The organism is Pseudomonas sp. MT92, assembly GCF_058792515.1.
This window is the reverse complement of the sequence record NZ_JBXAFA010000005.1, coordinates 442,006-461,316: the sequence shown is the minus strand read 5'-3', so window position 1 is coordinate 461,316 and position 19,311 is coordinate 442,006. Positions and strand designations below refer to the sequence as shown.

Here is a 19,311-nt window from a genome sequence, read left to right as displayed (position 1 = left end):
CAAGGGTCAGTGGCCTTTTCCTCGGCCAGGGCATAACGCACGGGCACGACGAAAAGCTCCGCCTGGCTGGCGGGGCACGGCATCAGCGTACAGTTGATATCGATGTGAGGCTGCGCCTTGGCGGCGCGCTCGGCCTGGGCGGCTCGATCAATCCAGGCCAGTTGCTCTGCGCTCATAGGGAGAACTCCTTGTCGGTGACCTGCCGCCGCGTCAGTTCGGCGTTCAGGTTATCCAGCCGTTGCCTGGGCGACAGGCCGGGCTCGGTCAACATGTTTCGGTAACTGGCGTGAGCCGGCGCATCGGGAAAGTCGGTGCCCAGCAAAGCCTGGAAGCGAGCCCAGAGCAGGACCTCATCGATGGCGCTGTAACCGTGACGGCCGGCATGCTGCTGGCAGTGCGACGCCCACTGGTGCAATGCCTCGTCGTCCAGCCCTTGCAGGTACTCGGGAAAGTTACGCTGACCGTGTTCGATCAACTGCTGAGCGAAGTGCTGACGCTGGGCGCTGCCCAAGTGCTCCAGCTGATGCGCGGACAGCAACAGCCAGGGCTCATGCGCATAGAGTGCAGCGGGTTGATCGGGATTTTCCTGGTGGATCTCCAGTTCCGGGAGCCGGATCAGTCGCACAGGTCCCATCAAGCGATCACGTTCGAAAGCGGGCAGCGAGGTTAGCCACAAGGCCGCGATCCGGGGGTCGTGGTAACGGAACAAGACCGTGACATCCCCTTCGACACGCACGTGAATCAGGCTGCGTAAATGCCCAAGCACGACCTCTTCCTGCGCCTCTGACTCCAGCCAGATGCCGCAGGCCGTGCTCCACTCCTGGAAAAATCGCTGGGCCAGCGGGCTATCGGGAGAAACAGGCACCAGGACCGGCCCTACTTCCTCCAATGGGCCATAAGCGGTGTTGCGGTAGAGTGACCGGAACGTCGTGCTCCCTAGCTCAAACAGACGCTCGGGCAGACGTTCAATGCGGGTTCGATCCAGCAGCAGATACGCCTGACTCATCTCCGTTTCTCCGCCAGCTTTTGACACACGGCGCAAATCGGAGCGGCCATCTGAGCCGCCTGAGCCAATGCCCGTTTTTGCGCGGCCAGTGATAGCGCAAGCTGTTGCGACGCTACGGGGAGTAATGAGCCAGCCGCCTGCGGCACTATCCCGGGTACCGGCACCCCGCCTTCGACAAGGGCTACGCTGCTGAAAATCCCCGCGGAGTTGATGATCAAGTGATGGCCGCCAGCCGTGAGCGTCAGGCTGGCCCCCGCATCAATCACCACGTTGTTGGCGGTGACACGGGCCTGCGGCCCGGCCTGAATCACCCAGGCGCCTTCTGTGGTCGTGCTGCTGTTGCCGGTGATGTTGACCAGCTCATCGCCGCCGATCACCGTATTGCGCGCGCCTTGGGTGGTGCGCGACTCGTCGCCCTTGATCAGGCAGGTGCTGTGATTATCCACCTGCTCGAAACGGTCGTGGCCAATCCGGGTGTCGCTGTCATTGAGAACCCATTGCTCGAAGTCACGCTGCGCCCGCAGGTAGATTTTTTCCTGCCCGGCGCGGTCTTCGATCGACAACTCGTTGTACCCCCCGGTGTGCGGGGAGCTGTGGCTGCGCAATACGGTTTTGGTCTTGTGCTCGGGCAGCGGGTAAGGCGCCGAGTTGACCTTGTTCATCACGCAACCGGTAATGAGCGGATGGTCGGGATTGCCCTCCAGGAAGGTGACGACCACTTCCATGCCGACACGCGGAATGGTCACAGAGCCAAAATTTTCACCTGCCCAGTTACTGGATACCCGCAGCCAGCAACTGCTTCTTTCACTGTTGAGTCCGGCCCGGTCCCAATGGAACTCGACTTTGACCCGACCATACTCATCGCAATAGATCTCCTCGCTGGCAGGTCCGGTCACACGGGCGGTCTGACTCACCAGTGGCATTTTTCGCGTCCGCATTGGCGGTCGGTAAAACACATCCCATGGAATGACGCTGAAGCTGTTGCGATAGCCCTGGTTAAAGCCGTCCCCGGACTGGACGTCGCTGGTGATCGCCTCTTCCAGAGACTGTGGCTGTTTTCCAGCGTGTGTCACGCTGAGCAACAGCCACAGACCGTTGCAGCGTTCACGCGGATGCTCGGTCAGGGTAAAAAAGTGACCACTGCGCAGCGTCGCCTGATCGCTCTGGCCCTCGAACAACCGGTAATCAACACGGTGCCGCTCCAGGGCCTGGCGAGCGAGTTGATCACCATGCTTTTCATTCTTGATCAGTACCGGGTAGCAATAGTCTTCAAGCTTGGGGCTGAACTCGGCAGCGAAGCAGCTTTCCTGCATCACACTTGGGCGCTGGAAGTCATAGTGCCTGCGCGTGGTGGTGCTGGTGCGGGTGCGATACCTCATGGAGAACTGGTTGACCACGGGGTGATCCGCCACCATGCCGGAGTCTTGTCGATAGGATGTATCGGCCAGTGTCGGGAACCAGGTCTGATCGTCGGTGAACACCAGCAAATGACCGTCCGGCGAATGCTGGAAATGCCACGCGATACCGTCCTCGGCGCACAGCCGCTGAACAAATTCGTAATTATTTTCCCCGTATTGAGTGCAGTATTCGCGCTCCGGACTGGTGCTGACATGGAAGGCGAACGCATCGGCCTGAATGCCGTGTCCCTTGAGCACCTGAGCGATGATTTGCGGCACCGTCTGCTTCTGGAAAATTCGTTGATCGTGGCTGAACTGCAAGTAGTGCAGCGCCGGGACGAGGCACAGGTGGTAATGGGTCAGACGCTTGCCGGTTTCACCGACGACCACCTCTTCGATATGGCCATGAAGACCTTCGCCGTCGAGACCGAACTGAAGGAACGCGGGCTGACCGAGCAGACTCTCCGGATCGACATTCGGATTTTCGCTGACCAGTTCAACCTGGATCGCGTACAAGGCGCTGATGGCCTCTACACCGTCAAAGGAGAGGACTTTGAAATCATTACGAACAGCGGGAATGTGCAGCGCGAAATGCGCCGTATTGGCCGACCTGAACATACGCTTATCCCTTATCAAGCGCGATGTGCAAACCGTCCCTGGTTGTGCACGCAAAAAATTGGCGGGCACGTTAACAACGGGGCAAACAGATTGATGTAGGAAGGGTCTTGGAATGCGGTCAGACCGTTCCGTCTTGCTAGAGCCTGAGTCAATTCATGAGAGGGGGGAATGATCTGGACTGGCCAAGTCACGGCATGACAAGCCCGGCGCAACACGCCGGGCCTGTCCAGCTTTACGCCGTCTTACGGAAGACAAACACCAGACCAACAATGATCAGCAACATGCCGAGCAGGCTCAGCAGTGCCAGGCGGTTGCCGAAGAACAGATAGTCCATCACCGCGGTCACCGCCGGCACCAGGTAAAACAGACTGGTGACGTTCACCAGATTGCCCCGGGCGATCAAGCGGTAGAGCAACAATGTCGCCAATACCGAGACCACCAGACCCATCCACAACACCGGCACGAAAAAACCGCTGCCGTGCTCGAAGTGGAATGGCTGGAACGGCACGAATATCCCGCACAACAGTAGCCCGGCGAGGTACTGCACCGGCAACGTGCCGAGAGGGTTGTCGGTGATGCGTTTTTGCATGATCGAGCCAAACGTCATGCTCGCCAGCGCCAGCAGCCCGAAGAGCATGCCGGACAGCGACATGCCGGCCAGGCCGATGCCCTGATAGACCACCATGATCAACCCGGCCAGACCGAGCGACAGGCCGAACATCCGGCTGGCCGATCGCTGACGCTCCATGATCACCACGGTGAGAATGGGTTGCACGCCCATGATCGTCGCCATCACGCCCGGGGTGACTTTCAGGTCCAGGGCCAGCAGATAGAAAATCTGATAAGCCCCCAGCAACACCACCCCGGTGGCCATGGCATACAGCATCGGCTTGCCGCCCTTGGGCAGCTTCAGCTTGAGCAAGGGCACCAGCAGGATCAAGCCGCACAAGGCAATGACAAAGCGGATGAACAGAAAGGCAAAGGGCGACGCGTGAGCCAGCCCCCATTTGGAGAAGATCGCCCCACTGCTCCACAGCAGGACGAACAGACTCGTGGAAGCCGCCGCGAGCGCGGACTTTTTCGAAAGGACAAACATGAATACCACCTGTAGTCAGGCAAGAAGCCAACTCAGCCGTAGCTGAAATTCAGTCGTGTTTTTTTTCAGGCAGGCACCGGGGAGCAGCAGAAAACGCTGATCAGCCCGAAACGCCAACACCTGGCGGCGAGACCACCGCGCACACTGGCGTGCGACTGACAGGAGGAGGGTAATGACTGATCTGCCCCGGCTGCTGATTCCCGCACGGCACGACGCCAGCGTTGACCGCTGAATCGACTACCGCGTTGATGAGGGATGCAGGCATGGGCTGATCTTTTCTCGTGGGAGGAAAAAGTGAGTCCTGAAACTCACCGTGCGCCGACTATAACCAGCGTGAGACATGAATTGCAATAAGTTGCGTTAAAGGTCGACCCGTCGATGTTGTCGCCCGACTCTCTTGGATTTTCCACCAGGAACTGGCGAAACAAGCGATCTCTGCGGGAGCCGGCTTACCGGCTCCCGCAGGTTTATTCAACCAAACAACCAATACCCCAACAATGTCAGCACCACCACCGCCAACACCGGGCGCAGCACTCGGTAGGCCTTGGGGTTGCGACGCTTCCACTGCTTGATCCCACCGCTGAGTTTGTCACTGAAGTGCTTGCTCCAGGCGTAGGCCTGGTTGATCCCGCCGACGCGCTCGTCGTCGAGGTTCTGCGGCGCGGTTGCACGCCCCAGCAGGCCGCTGACCCAGCGATTGATACGGGTCATCAGACGGCTGCTCAGCGGTCGTTCGATGTCGCAGAACAGGATGACCCGTGTCTTCTCGGTTTCGTTCTTGACCCAGTGCACGTAGGTTTCATCGAACATCACGTCTTCACCGTCGCGCCAGGCGTACACCTGACCGTCAACGAAAATACGGCAATCGTCGGAGTTCGGCGTGGACAGGCCGAGGTGATAGCGCAGGGAACCGGCGAACGGGTCGCGATGCGGATTGAGGTGGCTGCCGCCCGGCAGCAGCGCAAACATCGCGCCCTTGACGTTGGGAATGCGGCTGACCAGCTCCACGGTTTTCGGACACAGGAGTTCGGCCGACGGCAAGGGTTTGTCGTACCACTTGAGGTAGAAACGCTTCCAGCCTTTCTTGAAAAACGAGCCGAAACCGGCGTCGTTGTTCTTCTCGGCGGCGCGAATGTAGCCCTCGTCGAACAGGTGCATCGCTTCGTCGCGAATGACTTCCCAATTGTCCTTGAGCACATCCAGTTCAGGGAACTTGCTGCGATCCAGGTAAGGTTTCGACGGTACGCCGGAGAACAGGTACATCAGGGCGTTGTAGGGTGCGAACAGCGCCGAATGATTGACGAACTGTCGCAGCACCGGCAACCGTGCCTTGCCACGCAAATGCACATAGAGGGTGCTGCCCAGAAAAAGCAGCAACAATGACGCTTTCGCGGCAAAGGAAAAGGTCATCAACAACTCCTTGGAAATAGACACTGTTGCACAACGCCATTCACCCGGCGCGGCAGTCGGCATGATAAACACTACCGACCTCAGTAAACACCCGCGGGATTCGACATTCAGTGTTGAGGATTGCGCAATAAATGCTTATTAACACAAGACTCTTGAACATTCGCTGACCTGAATCAGTCTCCCGCGGTGCAAGGGCACGCGTCCCTGCGGCAGCGCCATCCGGCGTCCGGGTGTTACTGCTGAGTCTCCTGCTCGGTGAACAGATCGCTGAACAGCATGCTCGACAGGTAACGCTCCCCGGAGTCCGGCAGGATCACCACAATGGTCTTGCCCTGCATTTCCGGGGTTTCGGCCAGCCGTACCGCCACCGCCATCGCGGCCCCGCAGGAAATGCCGCACAAAATCCCCTCTTCCTGCATCAAGCGCAGGGCCATGGCCTTGGACTCCTCGTCGCTGACCAGCTCCACCCGGTCGACGATCGACAGGTCCAGGTTCTTCGGCACAAAACCGGCACCGATGCCCTGGATCTTGTGGGGGCTCGGCTTGATCTCTTCACCGGCCATTGCCTGGCTGATCACCGGCGATACCGCGGGCTCCACCGCGACCGAGATGATCGGTTTGCCCTGGGTATTCTTGATATACCGCGAAACGCCGGTAATGGTTCCGCCCGTTCCGACGCCTGCCACCAACACATCGACAGCGCCGTCGGTGTCGTTCCAGATTTCCGGGCCGGTGGTTTTTTCGTGGATGGCCGGGTTGGCCGGGTTTTCGAATTGCGCCGGCATGAAATATTTCGACGGATCGCTGGCCACAATTTCGCCAGCCTTTTCGATCGCGCCTTTCATGCCCTTGGCTGGTTCAGTCAGTACCAGTTCGGCCCCCAGGGCCTTGAGCACCTTGCGTCGCTCGATACTCATGGACGCCGGCATGGTCAGCATCAATTTATAGCCACGTGCGGCGGCGACGAAGGCCAGGCCGATGCCTGTATTACCGGAGGTCGGTTCGACAATGGTCATGCCAGGTTTGAGTTTGCCGGTGCTTTCGGCGTCCCAGATCATGTTCGCGCCGATGCGGCACTTGACCGAATAACCGGGGTTGCGCCCTTCGATCTTGGCCAGGATGGTCACACCGCGCGGGGCGATACGGTTGATCTGTACCAGCGGCGTATTGCCGATGGAATGGGCGTTGTCAGCGAAAATGCGGCTCATGACTGGGTCCTTACTACAGCATTTGATAAGCGCACAAAGGTATGCCTGTTGGTCGTGGGCGTCCAGTCAGGCGAACGTCCGCGGGCCGGCGCAGTCAATCGCTATAGTTCGCCAGAGAATTGCCATCATGAAACGTCGATACAGCTGGCCCCTATGGACCTTCGCAGGCCTCGTCGTACTGTTGGTTGCCCTGCACATCGCCCTGCCCTACCTGGTGCGCAATTACCTTAACGACAAGTTGGCGGACATGGGCGAATACCGTGGGCAAGTCACTGACGTGGACCTCGCCTTATGGCGTGGCGCCTACAAGATCAACGGCCTGAAAATCGTCAAAGTCGACGGCAAGGTGCCAGTGCCGTTCGTCAATGCGCCGCTGATCGACCTCTCGGTCAGCTGGCACTCGCTCTGGTACGACCATGCAGTGGTGGCACAGGTGCAGTTCCTCAACCCGGAGGTGAACTTCGTCGATGGTGGTGCCAACAAGCAGAATTCCCAGACGGGTCGGGGCACCGACTGGCGCGCCCAACTGGGCAAACTGCTGCCGATCACGCTAAATGAAGTGCGAATCGATGACGGCAAGATCAGCTTCCGCAACTTCAATTCCAAACCCCCGGTGAACATGAACGCCACCAAGGTCAACGCCAGCATTTACAACCTGACCAACGTGGAGGATACCAAAGGCAAACGCGACGCCCGCTTCGAAGGGAAAGCCCTGTTGTTGGGGCATGCGCCACTGGAAACCACCGCGACCTTCGACCCGTTGAGCAATTTCGAAGACTTCGAGTTTCGCCTACGGGCCAAAGACATCGAACTCAAGCGTATGAACGACTTCGCTTCGGCCTACGGCAAGTTCGATTTCAATGGCGGCCATGGCGACGTGGTCATTGAAGCACAGGCCAAAAAGGCCAAATTGACGGGTTATATCAAACCGCTGCTCAGGGATGTCGACGTGTTCAACTGGCAGCAGGACGTCGAAAACAAAGACAAAGGGATGTTCCGCTCCATCTGGGAGGCCATTGTCGGTGGATCCGAGACCGTGCTGAAAAACCAGGGCAAGAACCAGTTTGCCACCCGGGTTGAACTCAGTGGCAACGTACATCAACAAGATGTCAGCGCGTTCCAGGCGTTTTTGCAGATTTTACGCAATGGATTCATTCAGGCATTCAATGCCCGCTACGAACGACCGAAGCCGGATGCCGGGTAATATCCAGATGGACATGCCCGGTAACCGCCGCGACCCAGTTAGGATGTGACGCTCCATTCAGAGACTGAATAAGCCGTCTGCGTTCACAGTAGACCGGGCACCGCGTTATAGTCGGGGTTGACCCATTTTATTGCGCCCCGCCCTGCCTCGTTCAGGTCGGCGTTACCGTTCGAGGATTAGCAGATGAAGTTCGAAGGCACCCAGGCCTACGTCGCCACCGATGACCTGAAGCTGGCGGTCAATGCCGCCATCACCCTGGAGCGGCCGTTGCTGGTCAAGGGCGAACCGGGCACCGGCAAGACCATGCTCGCCGAGCAACTGGCCGAATCCTTTGGCGCCAAGCTGATCACCTGGCACATCAAGTCCACCACCAAGGCCCATCAAGGCCTGTACGAGTACGACGCGGTCAGCCGCCTGCGTGATTCGCAACTGGGCAACGAAAAAGTCCACGACGTACGCAACTACCTGAAAAAGGGCAAGCTCTGGGAAGCCTTCGAATCCGAAGAGCGGGTGATCCTGCTGATCGACGAAATCGACAAGGCCGACATCGAGTTCCCTAACGACCTGCTGCAAGAACTCGACAAGATGGAGTTCTACGTTTACGAAATCGACGAGACGATCAAGGCCAAGAAACGCCCGATCATCATCATTACCTCCAACAACGAAAAAGAACTGCCGGACGCCTTCCTGCGCCGCTGCTTCTTCCACTACATCGCGTTCCCCGACCGCGTCACACTGCAGAAAATCGTCGACGTGCACTACCCGGACATCAAGAAAGACCTGGTCAGCGAAGCCCTCGACGTGTTCTTCGACGTGCGCAAGGTGCCGGGCTTGAAGAAGAAGCCATCGACCTCCGAACTGGTGGACTGGCTGAAACTGCTGATGGCCGACAACATTGGTGAAGCCGTGCTGCGCGAACGCGATCCGACCAAGGCCATCCCGCCGCTGGCCGGCGCCTTGGTGAAAAACGAACAGGACGTGCAACTGCTTGAGCGCCTGGCGTTCATGAGCCGTCGCGGCAGTCGTTGATCATCTGGGGCAAATGCCATGCTGCTCAATCTGTTCAATGAAATGCGCGCAGCCAAGGTCCCGGTCTCGGTGCGCGAGCTGCTGGACCTGATCAACGCACTGAAACAGCGCGTGACCTTCGCCGACATGGACGAGTTCTATTACTTGTCTCGGGCGATCCTGGTAAAGGACGAAAAGCATTTCGACAAGTTCGACCGGGCCTTCGGCGCGTACTTCAACGGTCTGGAAAAACTCGACGACCATTTGCAGGCCCTGATCCCCGAAGACTGGCTGCGCAAGGAATTCGAACGTTCCCTGACCGATGAAGAGCGGGCGGCGATTCAGTCCCTTGGCGGTCTGGACAAGCTGATCGAAGAGTTCAAGAAGCGCCTGGAAGAGCAAAAGGAACGCCATGCCGGCGGCAACAAGTGGATCGGCACCGGCGGCACCAGCCCGTTCGGCTCCGGCGGGTTCAACCCGGAAGGCATTCGGGTCGGTGATGCCGGCAAGCGCCAGGGCAAAGCGGTCAAGGTCTGGGACCAGCGCGAATACAAGAACCTCGACGATTCGGTGGAACTGGGCACACGCAACATCAAGGTCGCCCTGCGCCGCCTGCGCAAGTTTGCCCGCCAGGGGGCAGCCGAAGAACTGGACATCGACGGCACCATCGATCACACCGCCAAGGACGCCGGCCTGCTGAACATCCAGATGCGACCCGAGCGACGCAACACGGTGAAGTTGTTGCTGCTGTTCGACATCGGCGGTTCGATGGACGCCCATGTGAAGATCTGCGAAGAACTGTTCTCGGCCTGCAAGACCGAGTTCAAGCATCTGGAGTATTACTATTTCCACAACTTCATTTATGAATCGGTGTGGAAGAACAACATGCGCCGCACTTCCGAGCGTACGTCGACCCAGGACGTGCTGCACAAGTACGGTGCCGACTACAAAGTGATCTTCATCGGTGACGCCGCCATGGCGCCCTACGAAATCACCCAGCCCGGCGGCAGCGTCGAGCACTGGAACGAAGAAGCCGGCTACGTGTGGATGCAGCGGTTCAAGGAGAAGTACAAAAAGCTCATCTGGATCAACCCGTATCCGAAAGACACCTGGGGCTACACCTCCTCGACCAACATTGTGCGGGACTTGATCGAGGACCAGATGTATCCACTGACCCTTCGCGGGTTAGAGGAAGGAATGCGGTTTCTGTCCAAGTAATCCCGTTGCCCTGTAGGAGCTGGCTTGCCAGCTCCTACCTGGGTCAACTGAACCGGCGCAGGTAATTGATGTGCTCGCGGTGCGCCACGTCCTGCACCACTGGCCGCAACCGCACCTGTGCCCCCGGCAAACACTGCGCCAGCCGCGCCAGCGCCAATGGCGTCAACGCCCCCAATCGTGGATAGCCGCCAATGGTCTGCCGATCATTGAGCAGCACGATCGGCTGCCCGTCCGGTGGCACCTGAACGGCGCCCAGCGGGATGCCTTCGGAAATCATCGGTTTGCCCTGGTACTGCAACGCCGTGCCCAGCAGGCGAATGCCCATCCGGTCGGCGCGACTGTCGAGGTGCCATGGGTTGTTGAACGCATCGAACAGGCTCTGGCCACTGAACTCGCCGATTTGCGCTCCCAGCACCAGGTCCAGCGGAGCCTCCAGCTGCAGATCTGGTCGCAAGTCCCCCGGCAACTCCCGCAGCAGCATCACCGAGTTACCCGAATAACCGAGCGAGTCATCCTTGCCCAACGGGCGCCCCATGCCATCCAGGCCACCGAGTGCTTCGCGTACCACCGTCGCGCTGCTACCCAACACCTTCGGCGCATCAAACCCACTCGGCGCGGCCAGATAGGCCCGGGCACCGAGTAACGGTTGGGTGAATTGCAGTCGTTGACCTTTGTGCAATCTGAAACTGCGCCACGGCGCCAGCGCCTCACCGTCCACCTGTGCGCCAAGATCGGCCCCGGCCAGCGCCAGCACGCAATCATCCTCGGCCACCACGGTGAACCCGCCGAGGGTGATTTCGATCACCGGTGCATCCAGCCGGTTGCCCAGCAGCCAGTTGGCCCAGGACAACGAACGCCAATCCAGCCCACCGCCCTGAGTCACGCCCAGGTGCCGCACGCCAAAGCGCCCGGCGTCCTGCAACAGGCACAGCGGCGTACTGGCTTCAATCGTCAAACGGCTCATGCCTGGCCCTCCAATGGCGTGTCATCACCGCCCAGGTTAATGAACTCAGCGTGATCCACCGCTTCGAAACGCACGGTGTCGCCCGGCTGCATCAGGCTGTAGCCGTCGCGGTGACGGTCGAACAGCTTGGCCGGCGTGCGACCGATCAGGTTCCAGCCCCCCGGCGACACCACCGGGTAGGCGGCGGTCTGCCGTTCAGCGATGCCGACACTGCCAGCGGCAACTTTCTTGCGCGGGGTGTCCAGGCGCGGCGCGGCCAGCACCTCTTCCACCAGCCCCATGAAAGCGAAGCCCGGCGCGAAACCCAGGGCGAACACCTGATACTCACGCTGGCTGTGCCGACGGATCACCTCTGCCACCGTCAACCCGCTGCGCTGTGCCAACAGGGTCAGCTCCGGGCCGACGCTCAAGTCGTACCAGACTGGCAGCACGTGGCAGGAGCCACGCGTACGGGCGTTGGGCGACAAATCGATCAAGGCTTCGGCAATCACCTCCCGTGCCTGGGCCGGACTCAACGCGACAAGGTCGTAATGCACCATCAGCGTGGTGTAGGACGGCACCAGATCGATCAGATGTTCACCGAACGCGCTGCGCAGACTTTCGCTGGCGGCGAGCATCCACGGCATGTTGGCTTCAGCGATTTCATCGAACAGACGCACCATCAGACAATCCAGCGCGACCACTTCCACCCGCAGTTTCATGACGCGCTCTGCTGATTCAAGGCTTCGCGGATGCGCCGCACGGCGGCCACCGAACTGGCGTTGTCGCCGTGTACGCACAGGGTATTGGCCTGCAAGTGCAAGGCGCTGCCGTCGCTGGCGGTGAGGGGGTCGCCACGGGCAATGATCAGCGCCTGCTCGATGATTCTCTCCGGATCATGATGCACGGCGCCCGGCAGTTGCCGTGATACCAGCATACCGGCGCTGTCGTAGGCGCGATCGGCAAAGGCTTCGAACCACAGGGTCACGCCATATTCATCGCCCATCTGCTGCGCGGCGCTGTTGTCGCGGGTGGCCATCAACATCAACGGCAAGCGGCGGTCATAACTGGCCACGGCCTGCAACACTGCACGCAATTGCGCCGGGTTGGCCATCATGTCGTTGTACATCGCGCCGTGGGGTTTGACGTAACTGACCCGACCACCCTGGGCCCGGCAAATGCCATCGAGGGCGCCGATCTGGTAATGCAGGATGTCCTGGAGTTCCTGGGCCGCGTAAGCCATGGAGCGGCGGCCGAAGCCCACCAGATCCTGATAGGCCGGATGGGCGCCAATCTGTACGCCATGGCTGAGGGCCAGGCTGACGGTCTTGCGCATGATGCTCGGGTCACCGGCGTGGAAGCCGCAGGCGATGTTGGCGCAATCGATAAAGGGCATGACCTCGGCGTCGAGACCCATGGTCCAGTTGCCGAAACTCTCGCCGATGTCGCAGTTCAATAGCAGGCGGCTCACGGTGAACACTCCTGTAGGCATTATTCTTTTTAGCTGCGGGATATATCTGTAAGACAGGCCCGCAGATTATCAGTTACCGGGCGTCGAGTTGCTTGCCGCGGGTTTCCGGCAGACTCAGGGCCGCGAGGATCACCACGCCGTAGGAAACCGCCGCAAAGGCACCGATTCCCACACTCAGCGGCACTTTCTGGCTGAGCAAACCGATCAGCAGCGGGAACAACGCCGCCAGCGCCCGGCCGATGTTGTAGCAGAACCCCTGACCCGAACCGCGAATTCGCGTCGGAAACAACTCGGTCAGGAACGCGCCCATGCCGCTGAAGATGCCTGAGGCGAAGAAACCCAGCGGAAAGCCCAGCCAGAGCATCACACCATTGCTGACTGGCAGTTGGGTGTAGAGCAGCACAATGGTGAACGAGCCGACCGCGAAGAGGATGAAGTTCTTTTTGCGGCCGAGGATGTCGGTCAAGTAGGCACTGATGACGTACCCCACGTAGGACCCGACGATCACCATCGCCAGATAACCGCTCGTATTGAGCACGCTCAAACCGCGTTCGTTCTTCAGGAAGGTCGGCAACCAGGACGTGATCGCGTAGTAGCCACCCAACGCGCCGGTGGTCAGCAGTGAAGCGCGAAACGTGGTGAAGAGCATGCCGGGCGCGAAGATCTCGTAGAACTTCGACGGGTTGCTCGGCTCCTGCCTGGCTTTGGCCTCGCGGTAGATTTCCGGGTCCTTGACCAGGCGACGGACGAAGATCACGAAAATCGCCGGCACGATGCCGAGAATGAACAGTGCGCGCCAGGCATCATCTGCTGGCAACACCGAGAACAACAGCGCATAGAGAATGGCCGTCAGCCCCCACCCCAGCGCCCAGCCGGATTGCACCATGCCAACGGCCTTGCCGCGATCCTGGGCGCGGATCACTTCACCCATCAGGACTGCGCCAGCCGTCCACTCGCCACCGAAACCGAAGCCCATCAGGGTGCGGGCGATCAACAGCTGTTCGTAGTTCTGGGCGAAACCGCAGAGAAAGGTGAAGAAGGCAAACCACAACACCGTCAGCTGCAAGGTACGCACGCGGCCGATGCGGTCGGAGAGAATGCCGGCCACCCAACCGCCGATGGCCGAAGCGATCAGCGTGCTGGTGTGAATCAGCCCGGCCTGCCCGGTGGTGATGCCCCACATGGCAATCAGGGTCGGCACGACGAAGCTGAGCATCTGGGTGTCCATGCCGTCCAGGCCATAGCCGATCTTGCAGCTCCAGAAGGTGCGACGTTCTTGCTGATTGATGTTGCGATACCAGTCGAAAGGTCCCGGACGAGCCACGGCTTTCGGGGTGAAGGGGGTGTCGGGCGCACTCATGGCGAATCTCCGCGCTGATTTTATTGGTATTGTTCTGAGCCCCGACGACGCCTATCGTGGGAACCGGATGCATCGATTTTTGGGCGGCTTGCCCTGTGGCGTCCAACTAATAAAAACCCGCCTTAGACATAAGAAATCTTTATCCCCCCCGAGCCAATCCCATGAACCTGAAGTTTCTCGAGACCTTCGTCTGGGTCGCCCGCCTCAAGAGCTTTCGCCTGACCGCCGACAAACTCTTCACCACCCAGGCGTCGATCTCCAGCCGCATCGCCGTGCTCGAAAGTGAGCTTGGGGTGAAGCTGTTTCTGCGCGATTCCCGTGGTGTGAGCCTGACGCCCGAAGGCTTGAAGGTGCTCGATTATGCCGAGCAGATGATGGACACCATGCAGGCGCTGCGGCAGTCGATCGAGAACCGTTCGAGCAAGGCCGGACGCGTGCGCATCGGCGTGATGGACACGGTCATCCACACCTGGCTCAGCCCGTTGGTGGCACAGATGACCGATCACTATCCGCTGGTGGAAATCGAGCTGGTGGCCGATACCTCGCTGAACCTCTGCGATCAGCTGCAAACAGGTTTTCTCGATGTAATCCTGCAAACCGATCTGTTGCGCCAGGAAAGCGTCCGCAGCCTGGAACTGGCCAGCCATCCCATGGGCTGGATCGTTGCCAGCAATTCCCTCTACAACCGTGAGTATTCAGGCGTCGCCGATCTGGCGAATGAACGGATCATCACCTACTCGAAAAACTCTCATCCACACCAGGAAGTGCTCGCGCTGATGCAGGCCAACGGCGTCATGGCGCCGCGCCTCAATTGTGTGAACTCGGTATCGGCGATCACCCGATTGTTGCGCGATGGCTTCGGGATTGGTGCGTTGCCACCAGTGCTGGTGGCCGAGGAACTGGCGCGCGGGGAATTGACCTTGCTGGCCATCGAGCAACGGCCACCGAATCTGCAAGTGGTGGTGTCGTGGCGGGTGGGCGCGGAGTGGGTCGAGGAGATTGTGGCGTTGTGTCAGCAGGTGCTGGAGGGGTATGCGCGCAGGGTGGGAGAAAGCTACATCGTACTGGCGGACTAGCGAACCGTGTGGCGAGGGAGCAAGCGCCCTCGCCACAAGGGCCTTGTTCACAAGCCACGCAGGTCCCGCTCTTCGATCGGCCGGCTCTGGCGCAGGCGCTTGCCGCCCAGCACCACCCAGTCAATCAGTCGGAACAGGCACTCCAGGCCGAACGACAGCATCATCGCGCCGCTCATGCCCCAGATCATCGCTTCCGGCGTCAACAGGATCTGGTAGCTGTAGCCATTCCAGGTTTCCTTGCGAATGTCCGGATCGGCGGCCAGCACCACCTGCAGCAAACGGATGTACCAAGGCCCCTGCATCGCCTGGAACTGCTTGTCCAGCGCCAGTTGGCGGGTCAGCAGGTTGCTCAGGCTGTCGGCGTCACTGCGGAAAATCGGGTCTTCGCTGGCCCGATAATGGGCCACCAGGGCCTGCATATCGCCTTTGAAGAACTGATTGGCCGTCCCCTGAAAGCCGCTCAGGCTGGCCTGCGCTTCGATCAGATGGGCCTCGACCCGTTTGGCGTAATCATTGATGAACCCCGGCACCTGGACACCGATCAACAGGCCCGCCGCGAACAACACCAGCCGTAGGTAACTGAGCAACATGGGGAAGAATCCTTATTCGGTCCTGCCCTGGCTGACGCATTCGCCGCGTCGCCACAGGCTCCATTGGCCCGGTTCGTAGCGGGTCCAGGTTTCGTTTTCGGTCAAAGGTTCGGTGGCGATCACCGTCACCACGTCGTTGGGGGTGGTTTCGGCCTGAAAGTCGACGATGACATCGACGTCCTTCAGGCGCGCCGGGCCGAACGGGGCTCGGCGGGTGATCTGCGCCAGCTTGGTGGAGCAATAGCAGAACAGCCAGTCGCCGTCGCTGAGCAGGCAGTTGAACACGCCTTTGCTGCGATATTCGGCACACGCGGCCACCAGGTCGGGCAGCAGTTCCTCGACTTCAACCGGCTCGGGGAATGCCGCACGCACGCGGTTGAGCAAATCGCAGAACGCCGCTTCGCTGTCGGTATCGCCCACCGGACGATAGAAACTGGCGCCGGGATTAAAGTCCGCCAGTTGACCGTTATGGGCGAAACACCAGTTACGGCCCCACAACTCGCGTACGAAAGGGTGGGTATTGGAGAGGCAGACCTTGCCGACGTTGGCCTGGCGGATATGCCCGATCACGACCTCGCTCTTGATCGGGTAGCGCTGAACCAGGTTCGCGACTTCCGACTCGCAGCTCGCCGCCGGGTCCTGGAACAAACGCAAGCCCCGGCCTTCATAGAAGGCGATGCCCCAGCCGTCGCGATGCGGACCGGTACGGCCGCCACGCTGCATCAACCCGGTGAAGCTGAACACAATATCGGTCGGCACATTGGCGCTCATGCCCAATAATTCACACATGCTCGGACTCTCGCTTCAAGCCAGGGGCGACGTTACAGGCGGGGTTCGACCCGCATACGCTGGGGATTGCTCGGAACAGGGGGACGACCATAGCGATCGTCGCCAGCGCCGCCGAAGGCACGCTCCTCTTCCGGTTCTTCGGCAAGCGCGGCCGCTTTGGCGGCGGCGGCCCTTTCCTTGCGCGCATTGGAGGCGCGCTCGATCGGGAAGCGAATCGCCACGAACACCAGGTAAATGCCAAACGCGATCATGCCGTACATGAACAGATCGGAGATCGCCCGCCACGCGTTATTGCCGACCTTGAACAACAGATCAAGGGCCGTAATGGCGATGGCCGGGGCGACCTTTTCCTTCACGGGGTCGATGATGGTCGGGGAAAACAGCAGCACCGCCACCAGCAACCGCAGCGGCTCACGCAGCCAACGCCACATCCAGCGGGTGATGCGCATCCACACCAACAGGCAGCCCAAAGCGGCAAAGGCGTAGAGGCCCCAAGCGATCAGATAGTCGTTCTCGGTCATGGTGTCCATGGCAAGGCAGGCAAAGAGGCGCTTATGATAACGGCTTTTCGTCCTTGAGGCTGCATCAATGGCAGCCGGTCGGGACACAGGACCTGTGGGAGCGAGCTTGCTCGCGATGAGGCCAGCACATCCAGCATCCATACTGACTGTCAGAACGCTATCGTCGGAACGCCGCCCGGAGCAAACTCGCTCCCACAGGTTCAAAACCTATTCCGTTTACTGTTCGAGAGTCCTCCATGCCGCTATCCGCCACCCTTTGCGACGCTCCGGTTGCCCACAAGGCCGAAGGTTCCGACCCGTATGCCTGGCTGCAAGAGCGCGACACCGATGCCGTACTCGACTACCTCAAGGCTGAAAACAGCTATCAGGAGGCGCAAACCGCCGATCAGGCCGGGCTGCGTGAATCCCTGTTCGAGGAAATCAAGGGCCGGATTCTCGAAACCGACCTGTCCCTGCCCTCCCCGTGGGGACCTTACCTGTATTACACGCGCACCACGGCGGGTGACGAATATTCCCGCCACTATCGCTGCCCGCGCCCGGCCGACGACAGCCTGCAACTCGATGAAAGCCGGGAACAACTGCTGCTTGACCCGAACCTGTTGGCCAATGGCGGCTTTTTCTCCCTTGGCGCGTTCAGCATCAGCCCGGACCACCAGCGCCTGGCCTACAGCGTCGACTCAACGGGCGATGAGATTTACACGCTGTTCGTGAAGGAATTGTCCGACGGCCGCGTCAGCGAACTGGAGTTCCAGGACTGCGACGGCAGCATGACCTGGGCCAACGACAGCCTGACCCTGTTTTTCGGCGAACTGGACGACACCCATCGTCCGCACAAGCTGTACCGCTATCGCCTAGACGGCACAGCGGCCGAAGAAGTGTTTCATGAGCCGGACGGCCGCTTCTTCATGCACTGCTACCGCTCGAGTTCCGAGCAGCAATTGCTGCTGTCCCTGGGCAGCAAGACCACCAGCGAAGTCTGGGTGCTGGATGCCAACCAGCCGCAGCAAGCCTTTGCCTGCATCGCACCACGGGTCGAGGATCACGAGTACGACGTCGACCACGGCGCGCGCGACGGCCAATGGACCTGGTTCATCCGCAGCAACCGCGACGGCATCAACTTCGCCTTGTACACCGTGGTTGACAGCGGCACGGCACCGAGCGAAGCCGATTGGCAGAACCTGATCCCCCACAGCGACTCCGTGATGATCGACGGCATGAGCCTGAATGCCGGGGCCATGACGCTCAGCCTGCGCGAAGGCGGCTTGCCGATCATCGAAGTGCACCCGCAAGACCTGCCGAGCTACCGGGTGCGACTGCCGGACGCGGCCTACAGCCTGCATGTGCAAAACAGCCTGGAGTTCGTCAGCGAGCGGATTCGGCTGCGCTACGAAGCGTTGAATCGTCCGGCGCAAATCCGCCAGTTGGAATTGAACACGGGCGAACAACAAGTTCTCAAGCAAACCCCGGTGCTCGGCGCGTTCGACGCCGACGCCTATGTCAGCCAGCGCCTGTGGGCCACCGCGCCTGACGGTACGCAGGTGCCGATCAGCCTGGTGGTCAAACGCGAAGCGCTCGGCCAACCGGTGCCGTTGTATCTGTACGGCTACGGCGCCTATGGCGAAAGCCTCGACCCGTGGTTCTCCCACGCCCGCCTGAGCCTGCTCGATCGCGGCATGGCGTTTGCCATCGCACACGTGCGCGGCGGCGGCGAACTGGGCGAAGCCTGGTATCGCGCCGGCAAGCAGGAACACAAACACAACACGTTCAGTGACTTCATCGCCTGCGCCGAACACTTGATCGCCAATGGCTTCACCAGTGCCGCGCAACTGGCGATCAGCGGTGGCAGCGCCGGTGGCCTGCTGATCGGCGCGGTGCTCAACCAGCGTCCGGAGTTGTTCGGCGCGGCGATCGCCGAAGTGCCGTTCGTCGACGTACTCAACACCATGCTCGACCCGGACCTGCCGCTGACCGTCACTGAATACGACGAATGGGGCAACCCTGAAGAACCGGACGTCTATGATCGGATCAAGGCCTACGCCCCGTACGAAAACGTCTCTGCGCAAGCGTATCCGGCGACCCTGGTGATTGCCGGCTACAACGATAGCCGTGTGCAGTACTGGGAAGCGGCCAAGTGGGTGGCCAAATTGCGCGCGACCAAAACCGATACAAACCCCCTGCTACTCAAGACCGAACTGGGCGCCGGGCACGGTGGGATGAGTGGTCGATATCAGGGATTGCGTGACGCAGCACTCGAATACGCATTTTTGTTTAAGGTTTTGGGGATCGCCTGAGGAACTTGGCCCGACGAACCGGTCTCAAGACCAGCACACCGGACCCGATACAACGAAGATCCCCTATGGGAGCTCGCTCCCACAGGGGATGGGTGAAATCTGAAC

At 60.2% G+C, this 19,311-nt stretch carries 18 protein-coding genes; 5 read left to right on the top strand and 13 right to left on the bottom strand.

The annotated features are described in order from the left end of the window. Nucleotides 1-172 precede the first annotated feature (172 nt). The 6 genes from AC1Q6D_RS12590 to cysK all read right to left on the bottom strand — a co-directional run bounded on the left by AC1Q6D_RS12590 (nucleotide 173) and on the right by cysK (nucleotide 6,735). Complete coding sequence (locus tag AC1Q6D_RS12590; RefSeq protein WP_103405216.1) at nucleotides 173-1,006, bottom strand: DUF4123 domain-containing protein; 834 nt, start codon at nucleotides 1,004-1,006, stop codon at nucleotides 173-175. Further along, nucleotides 1,003-3,021 carry a type VI secretion system Vgr family protein gene (locus AC1Q6D_RS12585; protein ID WP_103405215.1) on the bottom strand — a complete coding sequence of 673 codons (2,019 nt, stop codon included), beginning with the start codon at nucleotides 3,019-3,021 and terminating at the stop codon, nucleotides 1,003-1,005. The genes AC1Q6D_RS12590 and AC1Q6D_RS12585 overlap by 4 nt, the downstream gene beginning before the upstream one ends. Before the next feature lie 232 nt (nucleotides 3,022-3,253). Then, nucleotides 3,254-4,117, bottom strand: coding sequence for a DMT family transporter (locus AC1Q6D_RS12580; protein WP_103405214.1), 864 nt, complete (start codon nucleotides 4,115-4,117; stop codon nucleotides 3,254-3,256). 100 nt (nucleotides 4,118-4,217) lie between these two features. Further along, the gene (locus AC1Q6D_RS12575; protein WP_177329315.1) at nucleotides 4,218-4,382 is read right to left on the bottom strand and encodes a hypothetical protein; all 165 of its coding nucleotides are present in this window, start codon (nucleotides 4,380-4,382) and stop codon (nucleotides 4,218-4,220) included. A 206-nt stretch (nucleotides 4,383-4,588) separates the two neighbouring features. Next, entirely contained in the window at nucleotides 4,589-5,527 is a 939-nt protein-coding gene (locus tag AC1Q6D_RS12570) for an aspartyl/asparaginyl beta-hydroxylase domain-containing protein (protein WP_103405213.1), read from the bottom strand. A gap of 233 nt (nucleotides 5,528-5,760) precedes the next feature. Then, complete coding sequence (gene cysK / locus AC1Q6D_RS12565) at nucleotides 5,761-6,735, bottom strand: cysteine synthase A (protein ID WP_047526884.1); 975 nt, start codon at nucleotides 6,733-6,735, stop codon at nucleotides 5,761-5,763. 127 nt (nucleotides 6,736-6,862) lie between these two features. On the opposite strand from cysK, the gene AC1Q6D_RS12560 reads away from it, so the two are divergent. The 3 genes from AC1Q6D_RS12560 to AC1Q6D_RS12550 all read left to right on the top strand — a co-directional run bounded on the left by AC1Q6D_RS12560 (nucleotide 6,863) and on the right by AC1Q6D_RS12550 (nucleotide 10,165). Next, nucleotides 6,863-7,939 carry a DUF748 domain-containing protein gene (locus tag AC1Q6D_RS12560; protein ID WP_103405212.1) on the top strand — a complete coding sequence of 359 codons (1,077 nt, stop codon included), beginning with the start codon at nucleotides 6,863-6,865 and terminating at the stop codon, nucleotides 7,937-7,939. Between the two features lie 183 nt (nucleotides 7,940-8,122). Continuing rightward, nucleotides 8,123-8,968, top strand: a complete 846-nt coding sequence (locus AC1Q6D_RS12555; RefSeq protein ID WP_047526880.1) for an AAA family ATPase — start codon at nucleotides 8,123-8,125, stop codon at nucleotides 8,966-8,968. 18 nt (nucleotides 8,969-8,986) lie between these two features. Beyond that, a complete protein-coding gene (locus AC1Q6D_RS12550) occupies nucleotides 8,987-10,165 on the top strand; it encodes a vWA domain-containing protein (protein WP_047526877.1) in 1,179 nt (392 codons plus the stop codon). 43 nt (nucleotides 10,166-10,208) lie between these two features. Here AC1Q6D_RS12550 and AC1Q6D_RS12545 read toward each other — a convergent pair whose 3' ends face one another. The 4 genes from AC1Q6D_RS12545 to AC1Q6D_RS12530 form a co-directional block, all read right to left on the bottom strand. Further along, nucleotides 10,209-11,129 carry a 5-oxoprolinase subunit C family protein gene (locus AC1Q6D_RS12545; protein WP_103405211.1) on the bottom strand — a complete coding sequence of 307 codons (921 nt, stop codon included), beginning with the start codon at nucleotides 11,127-11,129 and terminating at the stop codon, nucleotides 10,209-10,211. Further along, entirely contained in the window at nucleotides 11,126-11,830 is a 705-nt protein-coding gene (gene pxpB / locus AC1Q6D_RS12540) for a 5-oxoprolinase subunit PxpB (protein WP_103405210.1), read from the bottom strand. Before pxpB ends, AC1Q6D_RS12545 begins: the two co-directional genes overlap by 4 nt. Then, a complete protein-coding gene (locus tag AC1Q6D_RS12535; RefSeq protein ID WP_103405209.1) occupies nucleotides 11,827-12,579 on the bottom strand; it encodes a 5-oxoprolinase subunit PxpA in 753 nt (250 codons plus the stop codon). The genes pxpB and AC1Q6D_RS12535 overlap by 4 nt, the downstream gene beginning before the upstream one ends. Nucleotides 12,580-12,652: 73 nt before the next feature. Then, nucleotides 12,653-13,939: an MFS transporter gene (locus tag AC1Q6D_RS12530; RefSeq protein WP_103405208.1), complete on the bottom strand. Its 1,287-nt coding sequence runs from the start codon at nucleotides 13,937-13,939 to the stop codon at nucleotides 12,653-12,655. Between the two features lie 161 nt (nucleotides 13,940-14,100). On the opposite strand from AC1Q6D_RS12530, the gene AC1Q6D_RS12525 reads away from it, so the two are divergent. After that, nucleotides 14,101-15,015, top strand: a complete 915-nt coding sequence (locus AC1Q6D_RS12525; protein ID WP_103405207.1) for a LysR family transcriptional regulator — start codon at nucleotides 14,101-14,103, stop codon at nucleotides 15,013-15,015. 47 nt (nucleotides 15,016-15,062) lie between these two features. Here the strand turns inward: AC1Q6D_RS12525 and AC1Q6D_RS12520 are convergent, their stop codons facing one another. From AC1Q6D_RS12520 to AC1Q6D_RS12510, 3 genes are read right to left on the bottom strand one after another with little or no spacing between them, the layout of a single operon-like run. Continuing rightward, nucleotides 15,063-15,605 (bottom strand): DUF2937 family protein, encoded by a 543-nt coding sequence (locus AC1Q6D_RS12520; protein WP_103405206.1) that lies wholly within the window; start codon nucleotides 15,603-15,605, stop codon nucleotides 15,063-15,065. 12 nt (nucleotides 15,606-15,617) lie between these two features. Continuing rightward, nucleotides 15,618-16,394 (bottom strand): class II glutamine amidotransferase, encoded by a 777-nt coding sequence (locus AC1Q6D_RS12515; RefSeq protein WP_047526868.1) that lies wholly within the window; start codon nucleotides 16,392-16,394, stop codon nucleotides 15,618-15,620. Nucleotides 16,395-16,426: 32 nt separating this feature from the next. Next, the gene (locus AC1Q6D_RS12510) at nucleotides 16,427-16,924 is read right to left on the bottom strand and encodes a hypothetical protein (RefSeq protein WP_047526866.1); all 498 of its coding nucleotides are present in this window, start codon (nucleotides 16,922-16,924) and stop codon (nucleotides 16,427-16,429) included. 227 nt (nucleotides 16,925-17,151) lie between these two features. On the opposite strand from AC1Q6D_RS12510, the gene AC1Q6D_RS12505 reads away from it, so the two are divergent. Then, nucleotides 17,152-19,206: a S9 family peptidase gene (locus AC1Q6D_RS12505; protein WP_103405205.1), complete on the top strand. Its 2,055-nt coding sequence runs from the start codon at nucleotides 17,152-17,154 to the stop codon at nucleotides 19,204-19,206. The last annotated feature ends 105 nt before the right edge of the window (nucleotides 19,207-19,311 follow it).